General features: G+C 30.0%; 18 protein-coding genes. 11 read left to right on the top strand and 7 right to left on the bottom strand.

The window, feature by feature from the left end:
• Positions 1-199 precede the first annotated feature (199 nt).
• The 8 genes from gyrB to obgE all read left to right on the top strand — a co-directional run bounded on the left by gyrB (position 200) and on the right by obgE (position 12,810).
• A complete protein-coding gene (gyrB, locus tag ACWYN7_RS01510; RefSeq protein WP_462858081.1) occupies positions 200-2,137 on the top strand; it encodes a DNA topoisomerase (ATP-hydrolyzing) subunit B in 1,938 nt (645 codons plus the stop codon).
• A 115-nt stretch (positions 2,138-2,252) separates the two neighbouring features.
• Entirely contained in the window at positions 2,253-3,308 is a 1,056-nt protein-coding gene (locus ACWYN7_RS01505) for a DUF6588 family protein (RefSeq protein WP_462858080.1), read from the top strand.
• Positions 3,309-3,438: 130 nt separating this feature from the next.
• A complete protein-coding gene (gene mdh, locus ACWYN7_RS01500; RefSeq protein ID WP_462858079.1) occupies positions 3,439-4,365 on the top strand; it encodes a malate dehydrogenase in 927 nt (308 codons plus the stop codon).
• A 166-nt stretch (positions 4,366-4,531) separates the two neighbouring features.
• Positions 4,532-6,643 carry a DNA helicase RecQ gene (gene recQ / locus ACWYN7_RS01495; protein WP_462858078.1) on the top strand — a complete coding sequence of 704 codons (2,112 nt, stop codon included), beginning with the start codon at positions 4,532-4,534 and terminating at the stop codon, positions 6,641-6,643.
• Between the two features lie 124 nt (positions 6,644-6,767).
• Positions 6,768-7,382 (top strand): hypothetical protein, encoded by a 615-nt coding sequence (locus ACWYN7_RS01490; RefSeq protein ID WP_462858077.1) that lies wholly within the window; start codon positions 6,768-6,770, stop codon positions 7,380-7,382.
• Positions 7,383-7,539: 157 nt separating this feature from the next.
• Complete coding sequence (gene secDF / locus ACWYN7_RS01485) at positions 7,540-10,530, top strand: protein translocase subunit SecDF (RefSeq protein WP_462858076.1); 2,991 nt, start codon at positions 7,540-7,542, stop codon at positions 10,528-10,530.
• 95 nt (positions 10,531-10,625) lie between these two features.
• Positions 10,626-11,744: an adenylate kinase gene (locus tag ACWYN7_RS01480; protein WP_462858075.1), complete on the top strand. Its 1,119-nt coding sequence runs from the start codon at positions 10,626-10,628 to the stop codon at positions 11,742-11,744.
• A 76-nt stretch (positions 11,745-11,820) separates the two neighbouring features.
• Complete coding sequence (gene obgE / locus ACWYN7_RS01475) at positions 11,821-12,810, top strand: GTPase ObgE (RefSeq protein WP_462858074.1); 990 nt, start codon at positions 11,821-11,823, stop codon at positions 12,808-12,810.
• 77 nt (positions 12,811-12,887) lie between these two features.
• On the opposite strand, the gene ACWYN7_RS01470 is transcribed toward obgE, so the two are convergent.
• The 5 genes from ACWYN7_RS01470 to ACWYN7_RS01450 form a co-directional block, all read right to left on the bottom strand.
• The gene (locus tag ACWYN7_RS01470) at positions 12,888-13,358 is read right to left on the bottom strand and encodes a hypothetical protein (protein ID WP_462858073.1); all 471 of its coding nucleotides are present in this window, start codon (positions 13,356-13,358) and stop codon (positions 12,888-12,890) included.
• Positions 13,359-13,404: 46 nt separating this feature from the next.
• Positions 13,405-14,655: a tetratricopeptide repeat protein gene (locus tag ACWYN7_RS01465; RefSeq protein WP_462858072.1), complete on the bottom strand. Its 1,251-nt coding sequence runs from the start codon at positions 14,653-14,655 to the stop codon at positions 13,405-13,407.
• A gap of 7 nt (positions 14,656-14,662) precedes the next feature.
• On the bottom strand, positions 14,663-16,216 hold the full coding sequence (locus ACWYN7_RS01460; protein ID WP_462858070.1) for a M56 family metallopeptidase: 1,554 nt from the start codon (positions 16,214-16,216) through the stop codon (positions 14,663-14,665).
• Positions 16,217-16,349: 133 nt separating this feature from the next.
• Entirely contained in the window at positions 16,350-16,712 is a 363-nt protein-coding gene (locus ACWYN7_RS01455) for a BlaI/MecI/CopY family transcriptional regulator (protein WP_462858069.1), read from the bottom strand.
• A gap of 180 nt (positions 16,713-16,892) precedes the next feature.
• Positions 16,893-17,483 (bottom strand): PhnA domain-containing protein, encoded by a 591-nt coding sequence (locus ACWYN7_RS01450; RefSeq protein WP_462858068.1) that lies wholly within the window; start codon positions 17,481-17,483, stop codon positions 16,893-16,895.
• A 148-nt stretch (positions 17,484-17,631) separates the two neighbouring features.
• Between ACWYN7_RS01450 and ACWYN7_RS01445 the strand changes: the two genes are divergently transcribed.
• Positions 17,632-19,848 (top strand): FUSC family protein, encoded by a 2,217-nt coding sequence (locus ACWYN7_RS01445; protein ID WP_462858067.1) that lies wholly within the window; start codon positions 17,632-17,634, stop codon positions 19,846-19,848.
• Between the two features lie 3 nt (positions 19,849-19,851).
• Here the strand turns inward: ACWYN7_RS01445 and ade are convergent, their stop codons facing one another.
• Positions 19,852-21,474, bottom strand: coding sequence for an adenine deaminase (gene ade, locus ACWYN7_RS01440; RefSeq protein ID WP_462858065.1), 1,623 nt, complete (start codon positions 21,472-21,474; stop codon positions 19,852-19,854).
• A 152-nt stretch (positions 21,475-21,626) separates the two neighbouring features.
• Here ade and ACWYN7_RS01435 point away from each other — a divergent pair, with 152 nt between their 5' ends.
• A complete protein-coding gene (locus tag ACWYN7_RS01435) occupies positions 21,627-22,304 on the top strand; it encodes a peptidoglycan DD-metalloendopeptidase family protein (protein ID WP_462858064.1) in 678 nt (225 codons plus the stop codon).
• Positions 22,305-22,448: 144 nt separating this feature from the next.
• The gene (locus ACWYN7_RS01430; RefSeq protein ID WP_462858063.1) at positions 22,449-25,718 is read left to right on the top strand and encodes an amidohydrolase family protein; all 3,270 of its coding nucleotides are present in this window, start codon (positions 22,449-22,451) and stop codon (positions 25,716-25,718) included.
• Here the strand turns inward: ACWYN7_RS01430 and ACWYN7_RS01425 are convergent.
• Positions 25,709-26,293: a 5-formyltetrahydrofolate cyclo-ligase gene (locus ACWYN7_RS01425; protein ID WP_462858062.1), complete on the bottom strand. Its 585-nt coding sequence runs from the start codon at positions 26,291-26,293 to the stop codon at positions 25,709-25,711. The two genes, ACWYN7_RS01430 and ACWYN7_RS01425, sit on opposite strands and share 10 nt — an antisense overlap.
• Position 26,294: the final 1 nt, after the last annotated feature.

Below are 26,294 nucleotides of genomic sequence, written 5' to 3'. Positions count from 1 at the left end.
ATTTCGCTATTTTAATCAATCAAAAAAAACACTAAAATTTTATTTAAGGTCGTTTTTATGCGATTTAAGCCACTTTCTCAGTTATTAACATTTTTCATTTTTATCAACAAAAAACTTTTAAAACTTATGTTTTTCCTTATATTTGATAGGTTGTATTTTTTACAACCAACAATCAAATAATAGAAAATTAAGACAGATAATGAGCGAAGAAAAAAAGCATAATTATGACGCCTCCAGTATTCAGGCACTGGAAGGAATGGAACATGTTAGAATGCGCCCATCAATGTATATTGGTGATGTTGGTGTGCGTGGTTTACATCATTTAGTATATGAAGTTGTAGATAACTCTATTGATGAAGCAATGGGTGGTTATTGCGATACTATTGAAGTTACAATTAATGAAGACAACTCTATAACTACCAAAGATAATGGACGTGGAATTCCTGTAGGTTTACACAAAAAAGAAGGTGTTTCTGCATTACAAGTGGTAATGACAAAAATTGGTGCTGGTGGTAAATTTGACAAAGATTCTTATAAAGTATCTGGTGGATTACATGGTGTGGGTGTAAGTTGTGTTAACGCTTTATCAGACCATTTAACAGCAACAGTTCATAAAGAAGGTAAAATTTGGCAACAAGAATACGAAAAAGGTAAAACTTTATACCCAGTTAAAACTATTGGAGAAACAGATTTTACTGGTACAATTGTAACTTTTTTACCAGATAAATCTATTTTTCAACAGACTACAGAGTACAATTACGAAACTCTAGCAACTAGAATGCGTGAATTAGCGTATTTAAATAAAGGGATTACAATTACTTTAACTGATAAAAGAAATACGGATGATGAAGGTAATTTTATCTCAGAAACGTTTCATTCTGATGAAGGTTTACCAGAATTTATTAAATATTTAGATTCTACACGTGAGCAGTTGATTGGAAATGTAATTTCTATGGAAGGCGAAAAAAACGGAATTCCTGTAGAAGTTGCCATGGTTTACAATACTTCTTATTCAGAAAACTTACATTCTTATGTAAACAACATCAATACTCATGAAGGAGGTACACATTTATCTGGTTTTAGACGTGGTTTAACAAGTACGTTAAAAAAGTATGCAGATGAATCTGGATTGCTTAAAAATGTAAAATTCGAAATTGCTGGTGATGATTTTAGAGAAGGTTTAACTGCAATTGTTTCTGTTAAAGTTTCAGAACCTCAATTTGAAGGGCAAACCAAAACAAAATTAGGAAACAGAGAAGTTACTTCTGCAGTATCTCAAGCAGTATCAGAAATGCTTTCTGATTATTTAGAAGAAAATCCTGTTGATGCAAAAACCATTGTACAAAAAGTAATTTTAGCTGCAACAGCAAGACACGCTGCACGTAAAGCACGTGAAATGGTGCAACGTAAAACAGTTATGTCTATTGGTGGTTTACCTGGTAAATTGTCTGACTGTTCTGAAACAGATCCTGCTCAATGTGAAATATTTTTAGTTGAGGGAGATTCTGCAGGGGGAACTGCAAAACAAGGTAGAGACAGAAACTTCCAAGCCATTCTTCCACTTCGTGGAAAAATCTTAAACGTTGAAAAAGCAATGCAACATAAAGTTTTTGAAAACGAAGAGATTAAAAACATGTTTACAGCATTAGGTGTTTCTATTGGTACAGAAGACGATCCAAGAGCTTTAAACTTATCTAAAGTACGTTATCATAAAGTAGTTATTATGTGTGATGCCGATGTTGATGGATCTCACATTGCTACCTTAATTTTAACCTTCTTCTTTAGATATATGAGAGAAATGGTTGAGCAAGGTTACATTTACATTGCTACTCCTCCTTTATATTTAGTTAAAAAAGGACAAAAAAGAGAATATGCTTGGGATGATAACCAACGTGATTTAATTGCTCAAAAATTAGGTGGTGGTGTTAACATTCAAAGATATAAAGGTCTTGGAGAGATGAACGCAGAACAACTTTGGGATACAACTATGAATCCTGAATTTAGAACTTTGCGTAAAGTAGTTATCGACAATCAAACAGAAGCAGATAGAGTATTTTCTATGCTAATGGGAGATGAAGTTCCACCTCGTAGAGATTTTATAGAAAGAAATGCAAAATATGCAAATATAGACGCATAACATACTTATTTTTACACAAAATATACACATTTCTTAATTGAAATGTGTATATTTTTTTATATTCGTAACAAACATCAACCAAAAACTATAAAATATTAACCAAAAAAGTAAAATAATGAAAAAATGTATTTTAATTTTTATCGCTGTATTTACCTTCTCTTTAAATGTTAAAGCCCAAGAAGGTATAGAAAACATTTTATTTGCTGACATATCTGATGCAAATATTTTAACAACAGAATACCTAAGACCTGCTGCTGAAGGTTTTATATACGGAATGAGCAATGGCTGGTATCATACAGCAAAAGTTCATAAAAAATTAGGATTCGACATTACCATAGGTGCAAACTCTTCTTCTGTTCCTTCTTCAGGAGAATCCTTTAATATTAGCGGACTTAATTTATCTAGCAAAATTACTCAAAGTCCAACCAGTACACCAACAGTATTAGGTAGCGAAAATGCTGTTACAAATGCATTTGAAGTTACAATACCAGCAAATTCAGACCCAAATATTAATGGAGGAATACACCCAGAATTAACAAGAAATTTTACAATGCCAGATGGTTTTGGAGAAGACATTCCTTTAAGTGGTGTGCCAACCCCAGCAGTTCAAGTAAATTTAGGATTGCCATGGAAACTAGAAGCTAGTTTAAGATTCTTACCAGAAGTTGGTAGCGAAGAAACCAAAGGAAAACTTTTTGGAATGGGGTTAAAAAAAGAAATTACTAGTTGGTTTGGCCCAATAGAAAAAACACCTTTACATATTTCTTTAATGGGCACATTTACAAACATGACTGTTACTTCTATTATTGATGATCCAAGTGGAAGTGAAATTGATATCACTAATGGTTTAGGAGAGTTAGATTTAAACTCATACACTGTACAAGCTATTGCATCTTTAAACTTTCCGATATTAAATATTTATGGAGGTTTTGGTTACATAGGTGGTTCGTCTTCATTAAGTTTAAGTGGTAATTACAAATTACAATATAGTGATGGTTTAGTAAACTATACAAGAGAATTAATAAACCCAATTAACTTAGAATATGACGTTAGCGGATTTACTTCTACAATAGGAGCTCGATTAAGCTTAGGTTTTTTCAAGATATTTGGTAGTTATACTATACAAGAATTCAATACATACAGCGCAGGTATTGCTTTTAGTATTAGATAAGTAATTAAAAAAAATAACAAAAAAAGACATCTAGTTTAGATGTCTTTTTTTATGACTTAAATCACAATTAAACATTAAGAATATTGTATTTTTGTGTAAGAACTATTTAACAAATTTTAAAAATATTTATATGAAAGTTACAGTTGTTGGTGCAGGTGCAGTAGGTGCAAGTTGTGCAGAATACATTGCAATTAAAGATTTTGCTGCTGAAGTTGTATTATTAGACATTAAAGAAGGTTATGCCGAAGGTAAAGCTATGGATTTAATGCAAACTGCTTCTTTAAACGGTTTCGATACAAAAATAACAGGGAGTACTAGCGATTATGCTAAAACTGCAAATTCAGACATTTGTGTTATTACTTCTGGTATTCCTAGAAAACCAGGTATGACTCGTGAAGAGTTAATTGGTATTAACGCTGGTATTGTTAAAACTGTATCTTCTAATTTAATAGAACATTCGCCAAACACAATTATTATTGTAGTTTCTAATCCTATGGATACTATGACCTATTTAGTGCATAAAACTACAGGATTACCAAAAAATAGAATTATTGGTATGGGTGGTGCTTTAGATTCTGCTCGTTTTAAATACAGATTAGCAGAAGCTTTAGGTGCGCCTATTTCTGATGTTGATGGAATGGTAATTGGTGGGCACTCAGATAAAGGGATGGTACCTTTAACAAGATTAGCAACTCGTAACTCTGTTCCTGTATCAGAATTTATTTCTGAAGAAAGATTAGAACAAGTTAAACAAGATACTAAAGTTGGTGGAGCTACTTTAACTGGCTTATTAGGTACTTCTGCTTGGTATGCTCCAGGTGCTGCTGTTTCTGGTTTAGTACAAGCAATTGCTTGCGACCAAAAGAAAATTTATCCTTGTTCTACTTTATTAGAAGGTGAATACGGATTATCGGACTTATGTATTGGAGTTCCTGTTGTTTTAGGTAAAGATGGTATTGAAAGTATTGTAGAAATTAATTTAAGTGATGCTGAAAAAGCACATTTAGAAGAATCTGCTGCTGGTGTTTCTAAAACAAATGGTTTATTAGAACTATAACATAACGTCTTTTTTTTATGACTTCTAAAAATCCAGCTCTTTGAGCTGGATTTTTTGTTGCAACTATTTAAAATTTTTGATTCCTTTTTTAGATAATCCATTATTATAAATCTAATTTTTATTTAGTTATGTAAAGTACGTATTTTTGTAAAGTAATTGCTATAAGATGACAAAACAAACAAACACTGTTTTAAAAAAGATATTCGGTTATGATAATTTTCGTCCTCTGCAGGAGGAAATTATCAACAGAACATTAGAAGGTAAAGATAGTTTTGTTTTAATGCCAACTGGAGGAGGAAAATCAATGTGTTTTCAAATACCTGCTTTACTTTTTAATGGCATAACTATCGTAGTTTCTCCATTAATTTCATTGATGAAAGACCAAGTACAAGCATTAAAATCAAACGGAATTAAAGCAGACTTCTTTAACAGTTCTATTTCCGTTGAAGAAGAAAACAACGTTATCAACAAAGCTATTAATGGCGATTTACAACTCTTATATTTATCACCAGAAAAACTAATATCAGTTAGTAATTCTTGGCTTAAACAATTAAACATAAAATTAGTAGCCATAGATGAAGCTCATTGTGTAAGTATGTGGGGGCATGATTTTAGGCCAGAGTATACTCAACTAAAAGTATTTAGAAACTCATTACCCAATATACCTTTTATGGCTTTAACGGCTACCGCAGATAAATCTGCAAGAAAAGATATTGTAGCACAATTAGGTTTAAATAATTCAAAATTGTTTATCTCTTCTTTCGATAGAAAAAACTTAAGTATTGAAGTAAGAGGCCAAGTCACTAAAAAGAAAAAATTACAAGAAATTATCAACTTTATAAAAAGGAGAAAAAATGAAAGTGGTATTATTTATTGTTTAAGTAGAAAAAACACTGAAGAAGTAGCTAACTTCCTTAAAAATGAGGGACATTCTGTGGCATTTTATCACGCAGGAATGAATAACGAAGAAAGAGAAAAAACACAAACTGATTTTATAAATGATGATACAAAAATAATTGTAGCAACTATTGCTTTTGGTATGGGCATAGATAAATCTAATGTTCGTTTTGTAATTCATTACAACTTACCTAAAAATCTTGAAGGTTATTATCAAGAAATTGGTAGAGCTGGTAGAGATGGCTTGCCCTCTGAAACCCTACTTTATTACAATATGAGAGATTTTGTATTGTACAGCCAATTTGCAGATGAAGGTGCAAACTCTGCAATGCAAAAAGAAAAGCTAAATAGAATGTTGCAATTTGCAGAAGCAAAATCTTGTAGAAGAAAAATATTATTGTCTTATTTTGGAGAACATCTTACCCAAAATTGTAACAATTGCGATGTTTGTGAAAATCCACCACAAGATTTTGATGGTACCATTATATCACAAAAGGCACTTTCTGGAATTGCTAGAATGAAAGAAAAGGACGGAATTACAATGCTAATTAATGTTTTAAGAGGTAGCAATAATGCAGATATACACGCAAAACAATATTTTAATCTTAAAACATACGGAATAGGAAAAGATATTTCTTTTTTCGATTGGAGAGATTATATAATTCAAATGGCAAACCAAGGTTTAATAGAAATAATGTATGCAGAAAACTCCGCTTTAAAAATAACACCTATTGGTTGGCAAGTTTTAAAAGGCAAAAAAAAGATTAGATTAACAACGCCTATTAGCCCAAATGATAAAAAGAAAAAACAAAAAACAGTAAAAACCACTATCATAGGTGATGTAAATAACGATTTATTTGCAAAACTAAAAAAATTAAGACATTCTATATCTAAAGAAGAAAATATGCCTGCTTACATTGTTTTTAATGATAAAACATTAAAATTAATGGCAAGTGAATTACCAACAACAGAAAATGAATTTTTAGCCATTTCTGGAGTAGGTATAAATAAAATGGAAAAATATGGTGAAGATTTTATGCAAATCATTCGCCAATTTAAAAATGTGACAAAACCACGTAAAATACCTACAACACAAATAACTTTCGATCTTTATAAACAAGGCTTAAATCCAACAGAAATTGCAGAAAAAAGAGAATTATCAGTAACCACAATTTTTTCACATTTATCTCAACTATATTCAGAAGGCAAAAATATTGATCTTAAAAAATTTGTAACACAAGATATTATTGATAAAGTTAGAACAGTTTTTAATGAGTTGAATCAAAAAATGGAATTAAAACCCATTTACGAAAAACTTAACGAAGAAGTTACTTACAGCCAAATTAGAATTAGCATAACTTTAATTCTAAAAAACGAATAATTTTATTGCTTTCTCTACTTATTGATTATCAGTTTTATTTCACTTTTTAATCAAAAAAACTGTCACTGCTAAATTTCAAGTTTTATACTTCTACAAAAGCAATCTTTTTTTATATATTTGGCGCATGAACCCAAAATGGTACTTTAGTGCACTTTTAGTTTTATTTACATTTCTTGGTACTTTTCAAGAAAATACACCTGCACCCAATCAAGAGATTGTTGTAGAGTTTCATAAATCTAAAATTAATGCCAAAGAAATAGAGTTTACCATTGCAGATTTAAAAAATCGACTTGCGTTAACTGGTGCATCAAACATTCAAATTCAAGAATCTTCTAAAGGCACTTTAAAAATTTCTTATTATAGTAAAGATCATGTTTCTTATATAAAAAATGTTCTTTTTACTAAGGATGAAATAGCAATAAAAAGCGCATCTAATAATCAAGAAGAAAATAAATTTCCATCAGAACAAAAATCCAATTTTAATTTTGATGTTTACGAACTTGAAAAAGAAACAGATGCCTCAAATTTTGATGGCAATTCTATCATAGAAATTAAATACGATTCAGATCGATACACAAATCCACAAAATTATGCTTCATCCATAAAAGTTTTAACTTTAGAAGCAAATACTGTATTTAAATCAAAATCAAACTTTTACAAAAGACTTTTTATTGTAAAAAATAGTACTTCACACAACAATCCAGAAGTTAGAGCTGGGCCAAATTGTTTTCTTATTTAACATTTTTAATTTGATTCATTTCAATGGAATCAACCTCAGAATTTAGCAACAATGCAATCTTCTGAAAACAAATCAATAAACCTAATTAAACGTCAAAAAAGTTCGAGAAGTTATCTATATTTGCTCGCTTTAATTTTTTTGACAAAAAACACATAAAATGCAAAACAAAGGACTAATTAAATTATTCGCTATCCTTTTTGGAATAGTGAGTTTGTATCAATTATCATTTACTTTCTTAGCCAATAAAGTAGAAAAAGAAGCAGTAGTATACGCAAATAATAAAGCTACTGAAAATGATGATCCAAGACAAAAGGCAGCTTACGAAAGAAAATACTTAGATAGTGTTGCCAATAAAGACATCATTAACTTAGGAATTGCAGAATATTCTTACAATGATGTAAAAGACAAAGAAATGAATCTTGGTCTAGATTTAAGAGGAGGTATTAATGCCATTTTACAAGTATCTGTAAAAGAAGTATTAAAAAGCTTAGCTAACGACTCTAAAAACGTAGTATTTAACCAAGCTTTAGAAGCTGCAGACGCAAGACTTAAAGCTAGTAATGAAAATTATTTAGATTTATTTTTCGAAGAATTCGAAAAAATTGCTGGTACTACAAAATTAAGCGATCCTTCTATTTTTGGTACAAAAGCATTAAGCGAAAAAATAGCTTTTGATGAAGCTAATGCAACTGTAAAAGAAACATTGCAAGAAGAAATTAACGGTTCTATTGTTACTACTTTAGAAGTTTTAAGAAGTAGAATTGATAAATTTGGGGTATCGTCTCCTAAAATTCAAAGAATTGGTAACTCTGGTAGAATTCAAATTGAATTACCAGGTGCTAAAGATATAGATCGTGTATCTAAACTAATTACAAGTAAAGCTGAATTACAGTTTTGGGAAGTACACACCAATGCAGAAGTACAAAACTTTTTCTTTGCTGCAAACGCAAAAGTAGCAGAAATGTTAAAAGACGATTCAGTTTTAGAACAAGAAAAAGATACTGCTAAAAAAGATGATATTGACGATTTATTAGGTGATGAAGCAGATTCTACCAAAGTTCAGAAAAATTTATTTACTTACTTAAGTCCTAATTTTGCACAAAGCCAACAACAAATGAGTTCTGTTGTAGCTTATGCTAAAGTAGCAGATACAGCAACTGTAAATGAATTATTAGCTAAAAAAGAAATTAGAGCTTTATTATCATCAGATATAAAATATGCTAAATTTTTATGGGATTATAAAGCCATTGAAAACAATAATGCAAACACAGAAAATGCTGAACCTTTTATTAGTTTATATGCTATTAAAGGAAATAGAAATGACAAAGCAAATATTGAAGGTGATGTAATTTTAGATGCTGCTCAAGTATTTGATCAATTAAACAAACCAGAAGTAAGCATGACAATGAACAGTTCTGGTTCTAAACAGTGGGCTAAATTAACCGGAGATAATACTGGTGGTTTTGTAGCTGTTGTTTTAGATGATTATGTATATACAGCACCTTCTGTTCCTGGTGCAATTACAGGTGGTAGAACTTCTATTTCTGGTGGAAGCATGACAGTTGCTGAAGCAGAAGACATTGCTACTGTATTAAAAGCAGGTAAATTACCAGCAGAAGCAAGAATGATTCAAGCACAAGTTGTTGGGCCATCTTTAGGACAAGAAGCAATTAATGCCAGTTTCCTTTCTTTTGGTTTAGCTATTGTTTTAGTATTACTTTGGATGATTCTTTACTATGGTAAAGCTGGTTTATATTCAGATATTGCCTTAATTGTAAACATCTTATTCATTTTCGGAATCTTAGCTTCATTTGGAGCCGTATTAACTTTACCAGGTATTGCAGGTATTATCTTAACTATTGGTATGTCTGTAGATGCCAACGTAATAATCTTCGAAAGAATTAAAGAAGGTTTATTTAAAAAGAAAGGTTTAAAACAATCTATAGAAGAAGGGTTTAGTTTTAAAGGAGCATTATCTGCAATTATAGATGCAAATATTACTACGTTTTTAACAGGTATTATTTTATACGTTTTTGGTACAGGACCAATTAAAGGTTTTGCTTTAACATTAATGATTGGTATTGCAACTTCTTTATTTACTGCAGTTTTTATTACTCGTATTTTAGTAGATAGAGCTACAAACAAAGGAACAGATTTAACATTTAACACATCTATTTCTAAAGGATGGTTCCAAAATATAAATGTTGAGTTCTTAAAGAAACGTAAAATTGCTTACATCATTTCTGGTGCTATAATTGTTGGTGGTTTAATTTCTATATTCTCTATTGGTTTAAAACAAGGTGTAGATTTTAAAGGAGGTCGTACATACACAGTACGATTTGACCAAGATATGAACGCTACAGAAGTTGCTGGTACTTTAAAAGATGCTTTTGGTACAGCTCCAGAAGTAAAAACTTACGGACAATCGAATCAATTAAAAATTACAACAGTTTATAAAATTGATGAAGAAGGTCAAGAAGTAGACGAAGAAGTACAAACAGCATTATACACAGCTTTAAAACCGTATTTAGGTAATTTATCTTACGAAAACTTTAAACCAGGTTTCGAGAAAGCAGGTGCAGGTGTAATGAGCTCTATGAAAGTAGAACCAACAATTGCAGATGATATTAAAACATCAGCATTATATGCAGTATTCGGATCTTTATTAGTAGTATTCTTATACATCTTATTACGATTTAGAAAAGTATCTTTCTCTATTGGTGCTGTATTAGCAGTTTTCCACGATGTTTTAATTGTATTAGGTGTATTCTCTATAACGTACAGTTTTATGCCTTTTGATATGGAAATTGGCCAATCATTTATAGCAGCTCTGCTTACTGTGGTTGGTTATTCACTAAATGATACCGTGGTTATTTTTGATAGAATTAGAGAGTTTACAGAAACACATGCAAACTGGAAATATAGCGATGTTGTAAACAAAGCCTTAAGTTCTACTTTAGGAAGAACCATAAATACATCTTTAACAACATTATTAGTAATGTTAGCTATTTTCTTATTTGGTGGTGATTCTATTAAAGGATTTATGTTTGCCTTAATTGTTGGGGTAGCTGTAGGTACTTATTCATCATTATTTGTGGCAACACCAATTATGTTCGATACAACAAAAAAAGAAGAAAAAAACAAATAGTTTTATTTTAAATAAGAGAAACCGTTTTTAAACTCTGTAAATCAGATTAAAAACGGTTTTTTCTTTACATATATAGCTGTTATATTTGCATCCTTATGAGTATTTTAAAACTTCACGATTTATACTTTAAACCTTTCATCAAAAAAGATGAACTCAGTGCCATTGTAAAACATTTAGCAGAAGAAGTAAGCGCAGATTTACCTAAAGACGAAGTACCACTTTTTGTAGGTATTTTAAACGGATGCTTTTTATTTGCTGCAGATTTTATTAGAGAATTTAATGGAAATTGCGAAGTTTCTTTTGTAAAATTAGCTTCTTACCAAGGTACCTCATCTACAGATAATGTAAAACAATTGGTAGGTATTAACGAAGATTTAACTGGCAGAACTGTTATAATTCTAGAAGATATTATAGATACAGGAAATACACTACAAGAAATTTATAATATCTTTAAAAAGCAAAATGTTAAAAAATTAAAAGTAGTTTCTTTATTTTTTAAACCAGATGTATTTAGAAAAGAATTACCAATAGATTATATAGGTAAAAGTATCGAAGACAAATTTATAGTTGGATATGGACTAGATTACAATGGAATAGGAAGAAATTACCCAGAAATATATCAATTAACAACAAAACCTAAAATGAAAAACATCGTATTATTTGGCCCTCCAGGAGCAGGAAAAGGAACACAAGCAAACTTCTTAAAAGAAATGTATAATTTAGTACATATTTCTACAGGAGATGTTTTCCGTTTCAATATTAAAAACGCTACTGAATTAGGTTTATTAGCCAAAAAATATATGGATGAAGGCGATTTAGTGCCAGATGAAGTAACCATAAATATGCTAAAAGCAGAAGTAGAAAAAAATGCAGATGCCAATGGTTTTATTTTTGATGGTTTTCCAAGAACACAATCGCAAGCAGAAGCTTTAGATACTTTTTTAGCTGATAAAGGCGAGCAGATTAATGCTATGGTTGCTTTAGAAGTACCAGAAGATGTTTTAGTAACTCGTTTACTAGAAAGAGGAAAAACAAGTGGTAGAACAGACGATACTGATGAAAGCAAAATTAGAAATCGTTTTAACGAATACAATACAAAAACAGCAATTTTAAAAGATTATTTCGAAGCTCAGAACAAATACTATGGTATTAATGGTGTTGGCTCTATAGAAGAAATTACCAAAAGAATTGCAGAAGTATTTGACAAACTGTAACAAATTCAGAGTTATAAGTTTTAAGTTATGAGTACATAACTCTGAACGCTGAACTCTGAACGCTGAACTGATAACAATGACTGAAGGAAATTTCGTAGACTACATAAAAATATATGCTTCTTCTGGTAAAGGCGGACAAGGTTCTGCGCATTTACACAGAGAAAAATATATAACCAAAGGTGGTCCAGATGGTGGTGATGGTGGACGTGGAGGACACATTATTTTACGTGGAGATAAAAATATGTGGACATTATACCACTTAAAATTTAAACGTCATTTTAGAGCAGAAGGTGGTGGTGCTGGTAGTAAAAGTAGAAGTACAGGTTCTGATGGAGAAGATATTTATATTGATGTACCTCTAGGAACTATTATAAAAGACGCAGATACTGATGAAGTAATTGTAGAAATTACCGAAGATAAAAAAGAAGTAATCTTATTACGTGGTGGAAAAGGAGGACTTGGAAACTGGAATTTTAAATCATCTACAAATCAAACTCCTAGATATGCACAACCTGGTATGGATGGTGCAGAAGGTTGGTTTAGAATTGAATTAAAATTATTAGCAGATGTTGGTTTGGTTGGTTTTCCTAATGCTGGTAAATCTACTTTATTATCTGTAATTACTGCTGCAAAACCTAAAATTGCAGATTATGCGTTTACAACATTAAAACCCAATTTAGGAATTGTTGAACATAGAAATCATCAAACTTTTGTAATGGCAGATATTCCTGGAATTATAGAAGGTGCTGCAGAAGGTAAAGGTTTAGGGCATCGTTTTTTGCGTCATATAGAACGTAATTCTGCTTTGTTATTCTTGATTCCTGCAGATTCTGATGACATCAACAAAGAATATGACATCTTATTGAATGAGCTTAAAAAACACAATCCTGAATTGTTAGATAAAGACAGATTGTTGGCTATTTCTAAAACAGATATGTTAGATGATGAGCTAAAAGCTGAAATTAAAGCTGAATTACCAAAAGGTGTAGAAGCGATTTTTATTTCTTCTGTAGCGCAATTAGGTTTGCAAGAATTGAAAGACAAACTCTGGAAAATGTTGAACTAATTTTCTATAAAATATAAAATTTAATTCCTGTGAAAGCAGGAATTTCTTTTTTTAAAGAAACTCTAAAACTTTAAAAACTATTCTTCTAACAAAATTCGAATGGGCAATTGATATTTGGTTGTAACAGGAATTCCTCTTTTTACTGCGGGCAATACTTTTGGTAAATTGCCAACAGATTTACGAATTACACTTTCTAATTCTGGCAATTCTGTTTTTATTTTTTCTGAATTTAATCCGTCAAAAACTATTTCGCCTTTGGCATTGATAATTAAATCTACCAAAACCATTTTATCTATAGAATCTTTAATAGTAAAAGTATGTTTTTGTAACTCCTCTCCTATTTTTTGATGAATTGTATTTCTAAAACAATCTTGCTTTTTTATTTTATCGATAATGGAATCGCAAACTGTAAAAGACGGAAAAGTATCTACAGAAGTATAATCTACAATTGTATCTATAAGTTGTTCATTATTCTTGTTTTTTGAGAATGATAATTTATCACACGAAGTGCAAAAAATCATCACTATTAAAAAAGAAAAAACACGCATTTATAGATTTCTTATAAAGCGTAAAATTACTAAATTTTAATGACTTTTACTTTAAAGTTTCTCCTCTTAAAAAATACTCCTTTTTAATCTCTTTTATCCTGTTTCTAACAAAAGCAGACATCCCTTCATCAAAATCATAAAAGGTTTCTATATATTTTATATAATGCTTGTAGGCTATCTTTTTATCTTTATAATAATCATCTGAAAGTTTGGCTAATTGATATAATGCCCTGTAATTTCTTGGGTTTTCTTTAAAAGCATTTTGATAAGCATTTATAGCTTGTTTTGGCTTTTTTAACTCATAATATACTCTTGCCATTCCATAATATTCTTCGTCTCTACTTTCTTTACCAATAAAAGTAGCCATCATATAATTCATTCTTGCTGCATTATATTTCTCTTGCTTAAAATCGATATGCCCTAAATAAGTATGTGCTTTAAAGTTTGCTCTATCTATAAATTTTAATTTGGTAAAATATTTTTTGGCTTTTTCTAAACTATCTATATTGTAATAGGCTTTGCCCAAAAGTGATGTGCTATAGGTTTCTTTTTTATATAAAGAATCGATATTTAATAAATAGGGAATACTTTCTTTGTACTTTTTATCTCTAAAAAATTGATTAATCTTTATTTTATTTAAGTCTAAATCGTTTGGCGAAATTGCTAAACCTTTATTTACAAACAATCGCGTAGAATCTAAATCTTTTAATTTAAGGAAACTTTTAGCCAATCTAGAAATTGCTCTAATATGTGTAGAATCTTTTTGATACGTATCTATAAAACTATTTATCATAGGATCTCTTTGCCCATTTAAAGCATAAGATAACCCTAAATGATAAGAATAATTTGGGTTTTCTGTATCGTTTTTAATTAAGTAGGTAAAGGTTTCAATAGCTTTTTTTGGTTTTTTATTGATGATGTACAATTTCCCTAATTGATATTTTAACACTAAATTTAAAGAGTCTTTGTCTAGAATTTCTTCGTAAATAGGAATGGCTTTTTTTGATAATTTTGATGCTCTATAAATTTTAGCTAATTTTAATTTTGCCTTTTCATCATCTTTAAAAGTGATGGCTTTTTCTAAAAAATAAGCTGCTTTTTTATAATTATCTATAGATTCGTAAATAACTGCTTTTTTGTAGTTGCACAAAAATGAAGCTTCTTTGGTGTCTAATTCTATTAAAGCGAGTTTATATCTTCCTTTAGCAAACAAACTGTCAGCAACAGAAAAAGTTGAAGTTTGCGCTTCAACTTTTACAATTGCAAATAGTAATATAAATAAAATCTTCTTTTTCATAAGTCGTTTATTCTATAAATAATGTAAAAGGTATTGAATATTTTACTGTTATATTTTTTCCTTGGTGTTCTCCTGGAATCATTTTTGGTAAAGAATTCATCACATTTAAAACTTCATTTTTAATTTCTTCATGTGGTGCTCTAGCTTGTACATCAACAACATCTCCTTCTTTATCAATTTTAAAAGCGATAAAAACTCTTTTTCTACCTGGTGATAAACCTAGTGTGTTTGGCATATCTGCATCAAAGTTTTTAGCAAAATGCTTTTGAACCATTTTAGAAAAACACTTTCTATCTCCTTCATCACAACCAGGAAAAGTTGGTACTTTGTCAATATTTATAAAAGAGATTTCTTCAGTTTCTGTTTTAGAATCTGTAGAACCTTTTTTATAATCATCTAGGTTAAAAAGATGAATTAATACCTTTCTACCTGTTTTCATTTGATAAAATTGATAATCATCTAGTGTAATTTTTGAACTTCTTTCTTTTGCGGCTTTAAACATTGTATCAAATTCTGTCATTTCTTCTGTTGATAGCGATTCAATATTTATTTTTTTGAAATCTGAAGGAACTGTAGCACCAAAATAAAGGTCAAAATAAGAGTATTTATCACTAGACTCAGTTGTTTTAATTTCACCTTCTTTAGATGAAAAATACATTTTTTGAAGTTCAAGTTTACTTTCTATTATTTCAGTTGAACTTTCATCAGCACAAGAAGTATAAAACAACATACTTATTAAAACTGGAACTAATACTAAATACTTTAACTGATTCATTTTTTTAGATTGATTCTTTTTCATCATAATAATTCTTTTTTTAATTAAACTCTTTTTATAAAATTGATTTACAAATTCAATATTTTCTACCTGAAAAAAACTAGATAACAAATTATTGATATAACTTTCTTTGGTTTCTAATTTGGCAACAACTGCATCAGAAATATATTCGTGTACTAAAGTGATTCGCTTTTGATAGAAATAAATCATGGGGTTGAACCACATTACTATTTTTAATACTTCAAAAAATAATAAATCTAAAGAATGCTTTTGTTGGCTGTGTACCAACTCGTGCTGAATTACCTTTTCTTGTTGATGTTTGGGCACTTCTTTCCCTAAAAAAATATAATTGAAAAACGAAAATGCTTTGGTCTGATTTGGAATTAAAATCAAGATAAAATCAGATTTTTTTATGCTTTCATTGTTTTTGATAAACGAGATAATCTTCACCAATTTTATAAAAAATAAAACCGAGAAAAGAGCAACACCAATCCAAAATAAAATATTGATAGCATTGATAGAGTTTGTAAAACTTGATGTTGTAATGCTTTCTTTAATTATTTTATCAGGATTTAAAACAATTTCTGGCAATTGTATTACAAATTCTTGTGGAACAGCTTTTTGAAACGTTGGTATTTTTATCAACGGCAACACAAAAGATAAAATTGGTGTACCTAACAAATACCATCTGTTTTTAGTAAAAAAGGTTTCTTTGCTCAGAAAAAAATCATAAACTGCCAAGAATAACACTTGGAATAAGATGATTTGAAGGATGTAATTGATCATAGCTTTTTATTATTTAAACTGTCACTTCGAGTGATTTTATTGAGATGCTCATCGAAATAAAATTGTATCGAGAAGTAAATTGTTCTCGATACAAATTTTTTATTCTTCAAAATTCACTCGAACTGACAAATGCTTACTCTTTTTTATTCACTTCTTTTAAAATAGATTCTAATTCAGTAACATCCATATTGTTTTCTTTCACAAAAAAAGACACCAAACTTTTAAAGGATCCATTAAAATAACCGTTCATTAATTTATGTAAACTTTGGTTGCTATACGTTTCTTTTTCTACAATTGGGTAATACACATAACCTCTACCTTTTGCTTTATGAGCCACAAATTCTTTGGTTTCTAAAATTCTTATAATGGTAGAAACTGTATTGTAAGCGGGTTTAGGTTCTGGTAATTTTTCTATGATTTCTTTTACAGAAGATTCTTGTAAATCCCATAAAACTTGCATAATCTGCTCTTCTGCTTTTGTTAATTGTTTTTGCATAATTTTCAACTAAATTTTTAGTTTTATAAAACAAATATAGCAAAAAATATTATTTAAACTAATTATTTAGTTGAAAAATGATTATTATTTTTTTTGATTTAAAATTTTAAATCAAAAAAAAAGGGTTTGAAATTCACATGAAATTCCAAACCCTTTTTTAAAAATGTTAAAAGAAATCGATTATTCCTTTTCTGCCATTTTCTTAACATAATCTGTTATAATTACAATTTGTGTTGGTCCAACTTTACCCTCAATATATTTTGCATTTTCGTGATCTAAAGAAATTCTACGAACAGCTGTTCCTTGTTTTGCAACCATACTAGAACCTTTTACTTTTAAATCTTTTATCAATACAACAGAATCGCCTGCTTGTAAAATTGCACCATTTGCATCTCTGTGAATTATTTTTTCGCTTTCAGATAAATGATCTCCAGTTTCTTTTGCATAGCGAATTTCATCATCTTCTAAATACATCATCCCTAACAAATCTTGTGGCCAACCTTCGTTTTTTAAACGATGTAACATTCGCCAAACTGTAACTTTTACTGGCGTAAATTCGCTCCACATTGCATCATTTAAACAACGCCAATGGTTAGCATCTACTTCTTCAGGATTTTCGATTTGAGTTACACAAGTTTCACAAGCTAAAATACTTCCATCAAAACCACCTGTAGAAACTGGTTTCACTTCGTAAATAGACAAATTATTTGTTGCTGCACACAATTCGCATTGGTTACCACTTCTTTTTTCTAAATCTTGTTGTAAACTCATATTTCATTATAATTTATAAGAGCAAAAGTAAACAAACCCTTTTATTTATTGATTTGAAAAAATAGAATTAAAAACTTTATAATATTAATAACTTTAGTAGAGAAGTTCTCGCAAAAATACTTCTTAAATTTGCGGCATAAATTTAAGTATGATTAAAGCTTTTATAAGGTACATTAAAAGTATCCAATTTATAAAAGGAGTTTTAGTTGCCATGGCAATGGCTATTCCTGTTTTAATATCCATCTATTTTTATAATAGCATGGATATTGGTTTTAGCATAGCTTTAGGAGCTATTTTAAGTGCACCTGCAGACACCAGTGGAAGTTTAAAACATAAATTTTATGGCATTTTAGCTTCTATTATTTTAGCTTTTACCATTACTTTATTCATTGGCTTTTTTATAGATTCACCAGCAATTTTAATTGTTTTGCTGTTAATCTTTGTGTTTTCAGTTTCATATATTTCTGTTTTTGGCTTTAGGGCTTCTTTAATTTCGTTGGCGGGTTTATTAGCTTTGGTTCTAGCATTTGCCTACGATAGTACAGAAATCTCTATTTTAGAACATGCTTTATACATTGTTTTAGGTGGATTTTGGTACTTGTTTTTAACCATTGCTACACAATTAATTTTCCCAAAAGTTCAAACCGATTTTCTCTTTGTTAACTTGTTAGAAAAAACATCAAAATTTATAAAGCTTAGAGGCGAATTATTAATTGAAAAAGAAGACAGAGCACAACTTTTAGAAACTAGTTTTAAACTTCAAATAGAAATAAACGAACTGCATGAAACCCTTAGAGAAGTTATTTTAGAAAGAAGATCTAATGCAGGTTTTAGCAATAGAATTAGAAGACAGCAATTAATTTTTTCTAAACTTTTAGAAATTTATGAATTGGCAATTTCTAATCCTATTAATTACGATAAGTTTGATGAGTTATTTGAAAATCACCCAGAAAAAATAGACGATTTTAAGGTTTTAATTTTTGAAATTTCGAACAGATTACTCCATATTTCTAAGGTAATTTTAAAAGAAGAAAAACTGTCTTTTGCTACAAATTTTGATATTCTCTTAAAAAAAATAGAAAATCAAATAGAACTTTTTGAACTTCAGGTAGGGTTACCAGAATCTAGAGAAGATGTAATTTTATTATTGAATTATAAAACTTATCAAGAAAAACAAATCCAAAACTTGGTAGATATTGTTAGGGTTTTAAGTAATTACGCTAAAAACAATAAAATTAGAGGAATTAAAAATCCTGAAAAATTTATCACTCCTCAAGATTATGATTTTAAAAAGTTAAAAGCTAACTTTAGTATAAAATCACCCATATTTAGGCATTCTTTACGTTTAACACTAACCACATTAATTGGGTATTTAATTGGTAATTTTATAGAGTTACAACAATCTTATTGGATTTTGTTAACCATAATTGTTATTATGAGACCTAGTTATAGTTTAACCAAACAACGAACTAAAAACCGGGTTTTAGGTACAATTATTGGTGCTTTTGTTGGGGTTACCATTGTTTTAATTACTCAAAATACAATTATTTATGCCTCTATTGCTCTAATTTCTTTAATTATAGGTTTCTCTTTGGTAAAACAGAATTACAGAAATGGTGCTGCATTTATTACCCTATATGTAATTAATATGTATGCTTTAATTTATCCTAATATTTTAGAGGTTATTCAATTTAGAGTTTACGATACTTTAATTGGTGCCTTTTTAGCATTTGCGGGTAATTATTTGTTTTGGCCAGCTTGGGAGGCTAAGAGTATAAAAGATTTTTTAAAAGAATCTACCAAAAGTTTTTCTACTTTTTTAAAAGAAATTAACACCTATTATCATAAAAAAGGAGAAATATCTTTGGCTTACAGATTGGCTAGAAAAGAAGCATTTTTAAAGGTTGGTAATTTAAATGCTGCTTATCAAAGATTGGTGCAAGAACCAAAATCGAAACAAGAAAACAGTGCCCTAATTTACGAATTGGTTTCTATAAGCAACACTTTTTTATCTTCGCTTACTTCTTTAGGAATGTATATTAGAAGTAATGAAACTGGCATTGCACCAGAACAATTTGAGATTTATGTTACCAATATTCTTACCAATTTAGATCGAGTTATAGACAGTACAAACGATATAGAATCTAACAATTCTTTAGATACAAAAGGATTAAAAATGGCTAGAAAAAACTACGAAAATCACTTCAAAAATTTATCCTCTACTAGAGATAAAGAAATAAAAAAAGGAATTCCGATTTCTAATGAAATGAAAGTTGCTTTGCATGAAACTCAATTGGTTTTTGAACAAGTAAAATGGTTGCTGAATTTATCAGAAAATTTGGTAAAAAAAATAAATAAAATTTAAGTTTTAATCGATTTCTAATGATGTAAACTGAAAACTAGCTCCATCAAACAAACCTTTATCAGAAAGCTTTAAAGCAGGTATTACCAACAACGCCATAAACGATAAACTCATATAAGGTGCTCTTAATTTACTACCCATTTCTTTGGCCATTTTATCTAATTCTGCATAAGATTTTCCAATTTCATTTGCAGGTTTATCAGACATAATTCCAGCAACTGGTAATGAAACAATTTTTTCTTTGGATGACGTTACAGCACAAACTCCACCTCTATTTTCGATGATTAAATTTACAGCTTTGCAAATCATTTCATCAGAAACACCTATGGCTATAATGTTATGAGAATCGTGCCCAACAGAACTTGCAATAGCACCTTCTTTTAATCCAAAATTTTTGATAAATGCAATTGATGGTTCAGCATTTTTATAACGATTAACAACCGTCATTTTTAAAACATCAGTTTTAGTGTTCGAAACTAAATTTCCATCTTCAATTAAAGATGCTGCCTCTTTTTGATTTGTAACTAATTCGCCATCTAAAGCTTCAATCACTCTAATTTTTGTTGATGAAGATTCGAATTTAAAATCTTCTACTTTCTTTTTATCCGTATTAAAATTGTTTAAAATTTCGAAGTCAACATCTTTTACAAATGAGTTTCCATTTTTTGCCACCAACTCTCCATTAATGTAGGTTTCTAAAACATTAAAATTGGTTAAATTATCTACCACAATGAAATCAGCAAAATCATCTTTTTGTAATACACCAACATCTAAATTATAATGTTTTACAGGGTTTATACAAGCTGCTTGTAACACTTTAAAAACATCAATTCCTTTAGCAACTGCTCTTTTACACAATTGGTTGATGTGCCCCAACAACAAATCATCTGGATGTTTATCATCTGAGCAAAACATCATATTTTCGTAATTATCTGCTAACAAATCAATCAAGGCTTCAAAATTTTTGGCAGCAGAACCTTCTCTAATAATTACTTTCATTCCTTTTTCTAGTTTCTCTTTGGCTTCATCAAAAGAAAAACATTCATGATCTGTAGAAATTCCTGCAGCAATATATTTTGTAGCATCATCACCTCGTAAACCTGGTGCATGGCCATCAATAGGTTTGTTGTTATTTTTTGCGTGATTTATTTTGGCTAGCACTTCTGCATCATCGAACAAAACACCAGGATAATTCATCATTTCTGCCAAATATTTAATGTCTGGGTTTTCCATCATTTTTTTGATGTCGTCTGCATCAATAACAGCTCCTGCACTTTCAAAAGAAGTGGCTGGCACACAACTTGGTGCTCCAAAATTAAATTTTAACGGCACTTTTTTTCCGTTTTCAATCATAAAATCCACACCTTTTACACCCAAAACATTGGCAATTTCATGCGGATCTGAAACAGTAGCAACTGTACCATGTACAACTGCAATTTTAGCAAATTCTGAAGGTACTAACATTGAGCTTTCTATATGAATATGTGCATCTATAAAACCGGGTAAAATATAATTTTCGTTAGTATGATTTGCTTTACGAATGGCGACAATCTTATCATTCTTTACCTCAACTTCTCCTTTAAAAATGGTTTTATTCTGAATATCGACAATGTTTCCTTGTACTATCATTTTTTTGCTTTTACACAAAACTACAAATAATAAAAAAGGATTTGTATTTGGATAAAAAAAATATGCAGATTGCTTGTAAAAAAACTGTATTGTAGATTTAGACCAAAGTATTATTTTTGAATATGGATGAAAAACTACAGTATCAAAATTTTATGAATTGGGTCAAAACCCAACAATTTTCTATAAAAGAATTATTTCCAACTGTTCAAAAGGAAGAACTTTGTCATATAGATTTAAGCATTTCTAACTCCACTGTAAAAACGGAAGCTGAGTTCAATAATCCTACTTTTTTTGAAGCTAAATTATTAGAAATCCAGAATCAACATCCAAATAAAATTATTGCTGGTGGTTATTTAGAAAAACGTGCTTTGTATACTTCTGATATTTATGAGGCCGAAAATTCATCAGAAAAAAGAAATATTCATTTGGGTGTCGATTTTTGGTTGCCAGAAAAAACGGCAGTTCATTCCATTTTAGAAGGCAAAATTGTTTGTGCTATTCATCAAAAAGATTTAAAAGGCTATGGTGGTTTTATCATTTTAAAACATCAAATAAACCAAGTTGAATTTTATACTTTATATGGACATTTATCTAAAGAAAGCACCTTAAAACATAGCATTGGCAACATCTTAAAAGTTGGTGATAAAATAGGTGATTTAGGAAATTACTCAGAAAATGGAGAATGGGTGCCTCATTTACACTTTCAAGTAATACTCTCATTATTAGAGTATAAAAATGATTTTCCTGGTGTGGTTTTAGAAAGTGAACTTGACTATTGGAAAATGATTTGCCCAAATCCTAATTTATTATTTAAACTTTCTTCTTTGTAAAAAACAAGACACGGATTTCACAGATTTACACAGATTTTTATTCACAATAAATCATTTATCCGTGAAAATCTGTGAAATCCGTTTCAAAAAATCTAAAATAATAGTCTTACATTTATCAAGTACAATTTTTAACTAAGATCAATGATGACTAAAAATATATTACTTCTGCTTTGCTTAGCGTTTTCGATACAAATCAATTCGCAAGAAAAACCTAAAAAATGGGATGTAAACAATCCTCATGAAACGTGGAGATACAACTCTTTTCAATTGAATACTACAGAGGGTACTTGGATGAATTTAGATGTTTCGCCAGATGGAAAAACCATAGTTTTCGATTTGTTAGGTGATATTTACAAAATGCCAATTTCTGGTGGTACAACTACTATTTTGCGTTCTGGTTTGGCATACGAAGTGCAACCAAGATTTAGCCCAAATGGAAAATACATTTCGTTTACAAGTGATGCTGAAGGTGGTAATAATATTTGGGTGATGAAAGCAAATGGTAATGATGCAAAATCAATTACCAAAGAAAAATATAGACTACTAAACAATGCAGTTTGGACACCAGATGGAAAATCTTTAGTGGCCAGAAAACACTACACTTCTCAACGTTCTGTAGGTGCAGGAGAAATGTGGCAATATCCACTTTCTGGAGCAGCAGGTTTGCAATTAACCAAAAGAAAAAACGATCAACAAGACGTAAATGATCCATCAATATCTCCTGATGGAAAATATTTGTATTATGCAGAAGACATGTATCCTGGAGGAAGTTTTCAATACAATAAAGATCCTAATCAACAGATTTATGTAATAAAACGTTACAATTTTGAAACTGGAGAAATTGAGCAAATTACAGGTGGTCCTGGAGGAGCAGCAAGACCTGTAATTTCTAAAGATGGCAAATTATTAGCTTTTGTAAAACGTGTAAGAACAAAGTCAGTTTTATACATTCACGAATTAGAAACAGGTAAAGAATGGCCTATTTATGAGAATTTGAGCAAAGACCAAAGTGAAGCTTGGGCTGTATTTGGTGTATATCCTCATTTTGCTTGGATGCCAGATAGTAAAGACATAATTATTTGGGCGCAAGGTAAAATTAACAGAATAAATATTGAAACAAAACAGATTCAAAATATTCCTTTTGAGGTTAATGAAGAAATTAAACTGGCCAAAACTCACAGTGTAAAAAGAAAGGTTTTTGAAGAAAATTTTACATCAAAAATGATTAAAGATGTGCAAACTTCTCCTAACGATTCTACTATTGTTTTTACAGCATTAGGCCATATTTATAAGAAAAAGTTACCTAATGGTGTTCCGAAAAGAATTACAACTTTAACCGATTTTGAAGCAGAACCTCATTTTTCTGCTGATGGTAAATCAGTAGTATTTGTAACTTGGAATGATGAAGAATTAGGTGCAATTTATAGTGTAAATTTAGACGGAACCAACTTAACTAAAATCACCAAAGAAAAAGGAATTTACAGAACTCCTGCTTTTAATAGTGATGATTCTAAAATTGTATACAGAAAAGAATCTGGAAATGGAGATCAAGGTTATGATTACACCAAGAAAACAGGAATTTATATTGCCAATGCTGATGGTACTGATGCTAAAAGAGTTTCTAAAAATGGAGAATTCCCAATTTTTTCTGCGGATGATAAACGTATTTTCTTTCAAACTGGTGGTTCTTTTTTTGGAGGATTAACCAAAAAACTAAAAAGTGTCAATTTAAATGGTAAAGAAGAAAGAAGTCATTTTTCATCAAAACTAGCCAATAGGTTAGTACCAAGTAACGATAATAAATTTATTGCTTTTATTCATTTACATAAACTATATGTAGCTCCTTTTGTAAAAAACGGAAGTGAAATCAATCTAGATAACAATACCAAATCTTTTCATGTAGAAAGCCTATCTAAAAACGCTGGTATTAATTTACATTGGGCAAAAAACGATTCTAAAGTATTCTGGACTTTAGGTGATGATTATGCATCAAAATCAATTGTAAACAATACAACAAATCCTTTTGCAAAAACCAATTTAGTGGCAGATGAAGCAACAAGCATCAAAATAAACTTAACAGCAAAATCTGATGTTCCAGAAGGTAGAATTGCCTTTAAAAATGCCAGAATTATTACAATGAATGGTAATGAGGTTATTGAAGACGGAACAATTATCATCTATAAAAATAAAATTGAAAAGATTGGTAAAACCAATGATATTGATATTCCTGCTGATGCAAAAGTGTATAAAATGTTAGGCAAAACAATTATGCCTGGTATTGTAGATGTGCATGCACATGTTGGCGCTTTTAGAAACGGTTTAAGCACTCAAAAACACTGGCAATTTTATGCGAATTTGGCTTTCGGAGTGACTACTTCTCATGATCCTTCTGTGCATACAGCAGCCGCTTTTACCTTAGAAGAATTACAAAAAAGTGGACAACTAGTTGGCCCAAGAATGTTTTCAACAGGTTTTATTTTATATGGAGCAGAAGGCGATTTTAAAGCTGTTGTAAATAATTTAGACGATGCACGTTTTGCCATTGCAAGAACCAAAGCTTTTGGTGCAAAATCGATTAAAAGTTACAATCAACCCAGAAGAGAACAGCGCCAGCAAATTATGCAAGCAGCTAGAGAATTGGGTGTAAATGTGGTGCCTGAAGGTGGTTCTAATTTTTTCTCTAACATGTCTATGATTTTTGATGGGCATACAGGAATTGAACATAACATTCCTGTAAATCCTGTGTATAAAGATGTAATATCACTTTGGAAAAACAGTAAAACTGGTTACACACCAACTTTAATTGTAAATTATGGAGGTATGAATGGTGAATATGAATGGTATCAAAAAACAAATGTTTGGGAGAACAAAACCTTACTGAAATACACACCAAGATATGTGGTAGATACTCGTTCTAGACACAGAACTATGATACCTGAAGAAGAATATAAAAACGGACATGTTTTAACTTCTGAAACAGTTACAGCTTTGGCTAAAGAAGGTGTAAAAGTAAATTTAGGCGCACATGGCCAATTACAAGGTTTAGGTGCGCATTGGGAATTATGGATGCTACAACAAGGTGGTTTAAGCAATCTAGAAGCCTTAAAAGCTGCCACAATAAATGGTGCAAATTATATTGGTGTTGCTGATGAAATTGGTTCTTTAGAAAAAGGAAAATTGGCAGATTTAATTATACTTGATAAAAATCCTTTAGAGGATATTAAAAACTCGAATTCTGTAATTTACACAATGGTAAATGGGCGTTTGTATGATGTTGATACAATGAATGAAATTGGTAATTACGATAAGAAAAGAACCCAATTTTATTTTGAAATGGATGGCTATAATCAAGGAGTTCCTTTTAACACAAAAACCAATAGTTTTACAACTCCAACTTGTAGTTGTCATGAGTAAAAATGGAATTGTTGCTTATTTATTTCTTTCTTTGGATAAATAACCTCATCTAAAGCAACATCAAAAGCATTAACATCAGAAATATTCGAAATAGGTTTAAAGAAATTTAAACCTATTTTTTTTACGTCTTTTCTACAATTCGATAAAAATCGATCGTAAAAACCTTTACCATATCCAACTCTGTAGCCCAATTCATCAGAAATTAAAAGAGGTACAAAAACCAAATCTATTGCTGTTTCTAAAACTGGTTCTGCATTTTTGGGTTCAGGAATTCCGTATGTATTTACTTCTATTTCTGTGTCTTTTTCTAAGTAAAAATGAGTTAAGGTATTGTTTGTAAAATCGCTTTTAGAAACTACAATTTTTATTTTTTTATCTCTAAAATAATCAATAATTGGTTTTGTATCAATCTCTTTAAACTTTTCTAGCGAAAGAAAAATATGAATGGTTTTAATGTTCGAAATATCCAAATCATAAATTTGATTGTAGATACTTTCTTGAAGCTGATGAATTTCATCCGAAGATAAATTTTGCCTTTTTTGCTTGTATATTTTTCTGAGTTCGGCTTTTTTCATT

Source organism: Polaribacter sp. M10 (genome assembly GCF_054968445.1).
Note: the sequence above shows the minus strand (reverse complement) of the source record. Positions and strands in the feature narration are given on the sequence as shown.

Bases quoted from the DNA above. Each gene is read 5' to 3' on its own strand.
- recQ (WP_462858078.1), top strand. From the start codon at position 4,532: ATGACAAAACAAACAAACACTGTTTTAAAAAAGATATTCGGTTATGAT.
- ACWYN7_RS01435 (WP_462858064.1), top strand. From the start codon at position 21,627: ATGAATTGGGTCAAAACCCAACAATTTTCTATAAAAGAATTATTTCCA.
- ACWYN7_RS01455 (WP_462858069.1), bottom strand. From the start codon at position 16,712: ATGCAAAAACAATTAACAAAAGCAGAAGAGCAGATTATGCAAGTTTTA.
- mdh (WP_462858079.1), top strand. From the start codon at position 3,439: ATGAAAGTTACAGTTGTTGGTGCAGGTGCAGTAGGTGCAAGTTGTGCA.
- ACWYN7_RS01470 (WP_462858073.1), bottom strand. From the start codon at position 13,358: ATGCGTGTTTTTTCTTTTTTAATAGTGATGATTTTTTGCACTTCGTGT.
- ACWYN7_RS01505 (WP_462858080.1), top strand. From the start codon at position 2,253: ATGAAAAAATGTATTTTAATTTTTATCGCTGTATTTACCTTCTCTTTA.
- ade (WP_462858065.1), bottom strand. From the start codon at position 21,474: ATGATAGTACAAGGAAACATTGTCGATATTCAGAATAAAACCATTTTT.
- ACWYN7_RS01425 (WP_462858062.1), bottom strand. From the start codon at position 26,293: ATGAAAAAAGCCGAACTCAGAAAAATATACAAGCAAAAAAGGCAAAAT.
- secDF (WP_462858076.1), top strand. From the start codon at position 7,540: ATGCAAAACAAAGGACTAATTAAATTATTCGCTATCCTTTTTGGAATA.
- ACWYN7_RS01465 (WP_462858072.1), bottom strand. From the start codon at position 14,655: ATGAAAAAGAAGATTTTATTTATATTACTATTTGCAATTGTAAAAGTT.
- ACWYN7_RS01480 (WP_462858075.1), top strand. From the start codon at position 10,626: ATGAGTATTTTAAAACTTCACGATTTATACTTTAAACCTTTCATCAAA.
- obgE (WP_462858074.1), top strand. From the start codon at position 11,821: ATGACTGAAGGAAATTTCGTAGACTACATAAAAATATATGCTTCTTCT.
- ACWYN7_RS01450 (WP_462858068.1), bottom strand. From the start codon at position 17,483: ATGAGTTTACAACAAGATTTAGAAAAAAGAAGTGGTAACCAATGCGAA.
- ACWYN7_RS01445 (WP_462858067.1), top strand. From the start codon at position 17,632: ATGATTAAAGCTTTTATAAGGTACATTAAAAGTATCCAATTTATAAAA.
- ACWYN7_RS01490 (WP_462858077.1), top strand. From the start codon at position 6,768: ATGAACCCAAAATGGTACTTTAGTGCACTTTTAGTTTTATTTACATTT.
- gyrB (WP_462858081.1), top strand. From the start codon at position 200: ATGAGCGAAGAAAAAAAGCATAATTATGACGCCTCCAGTATTCAGGCA.
- ACWYN7_RS01460 (WP_462858070.1), bottom strand. From the start codon at position 16,216: ATGATCAATTACATCCTTCAAATCATCTTATTCCAAGTGTTATTCTTG.
- ACWYN7_RS01430 (WP_462858063.1), top strand. From the start codon at position 22,449: ATGACTAAAAATATATTACTTCTGCTTTGCTTAGCGTTTTCGATACAA.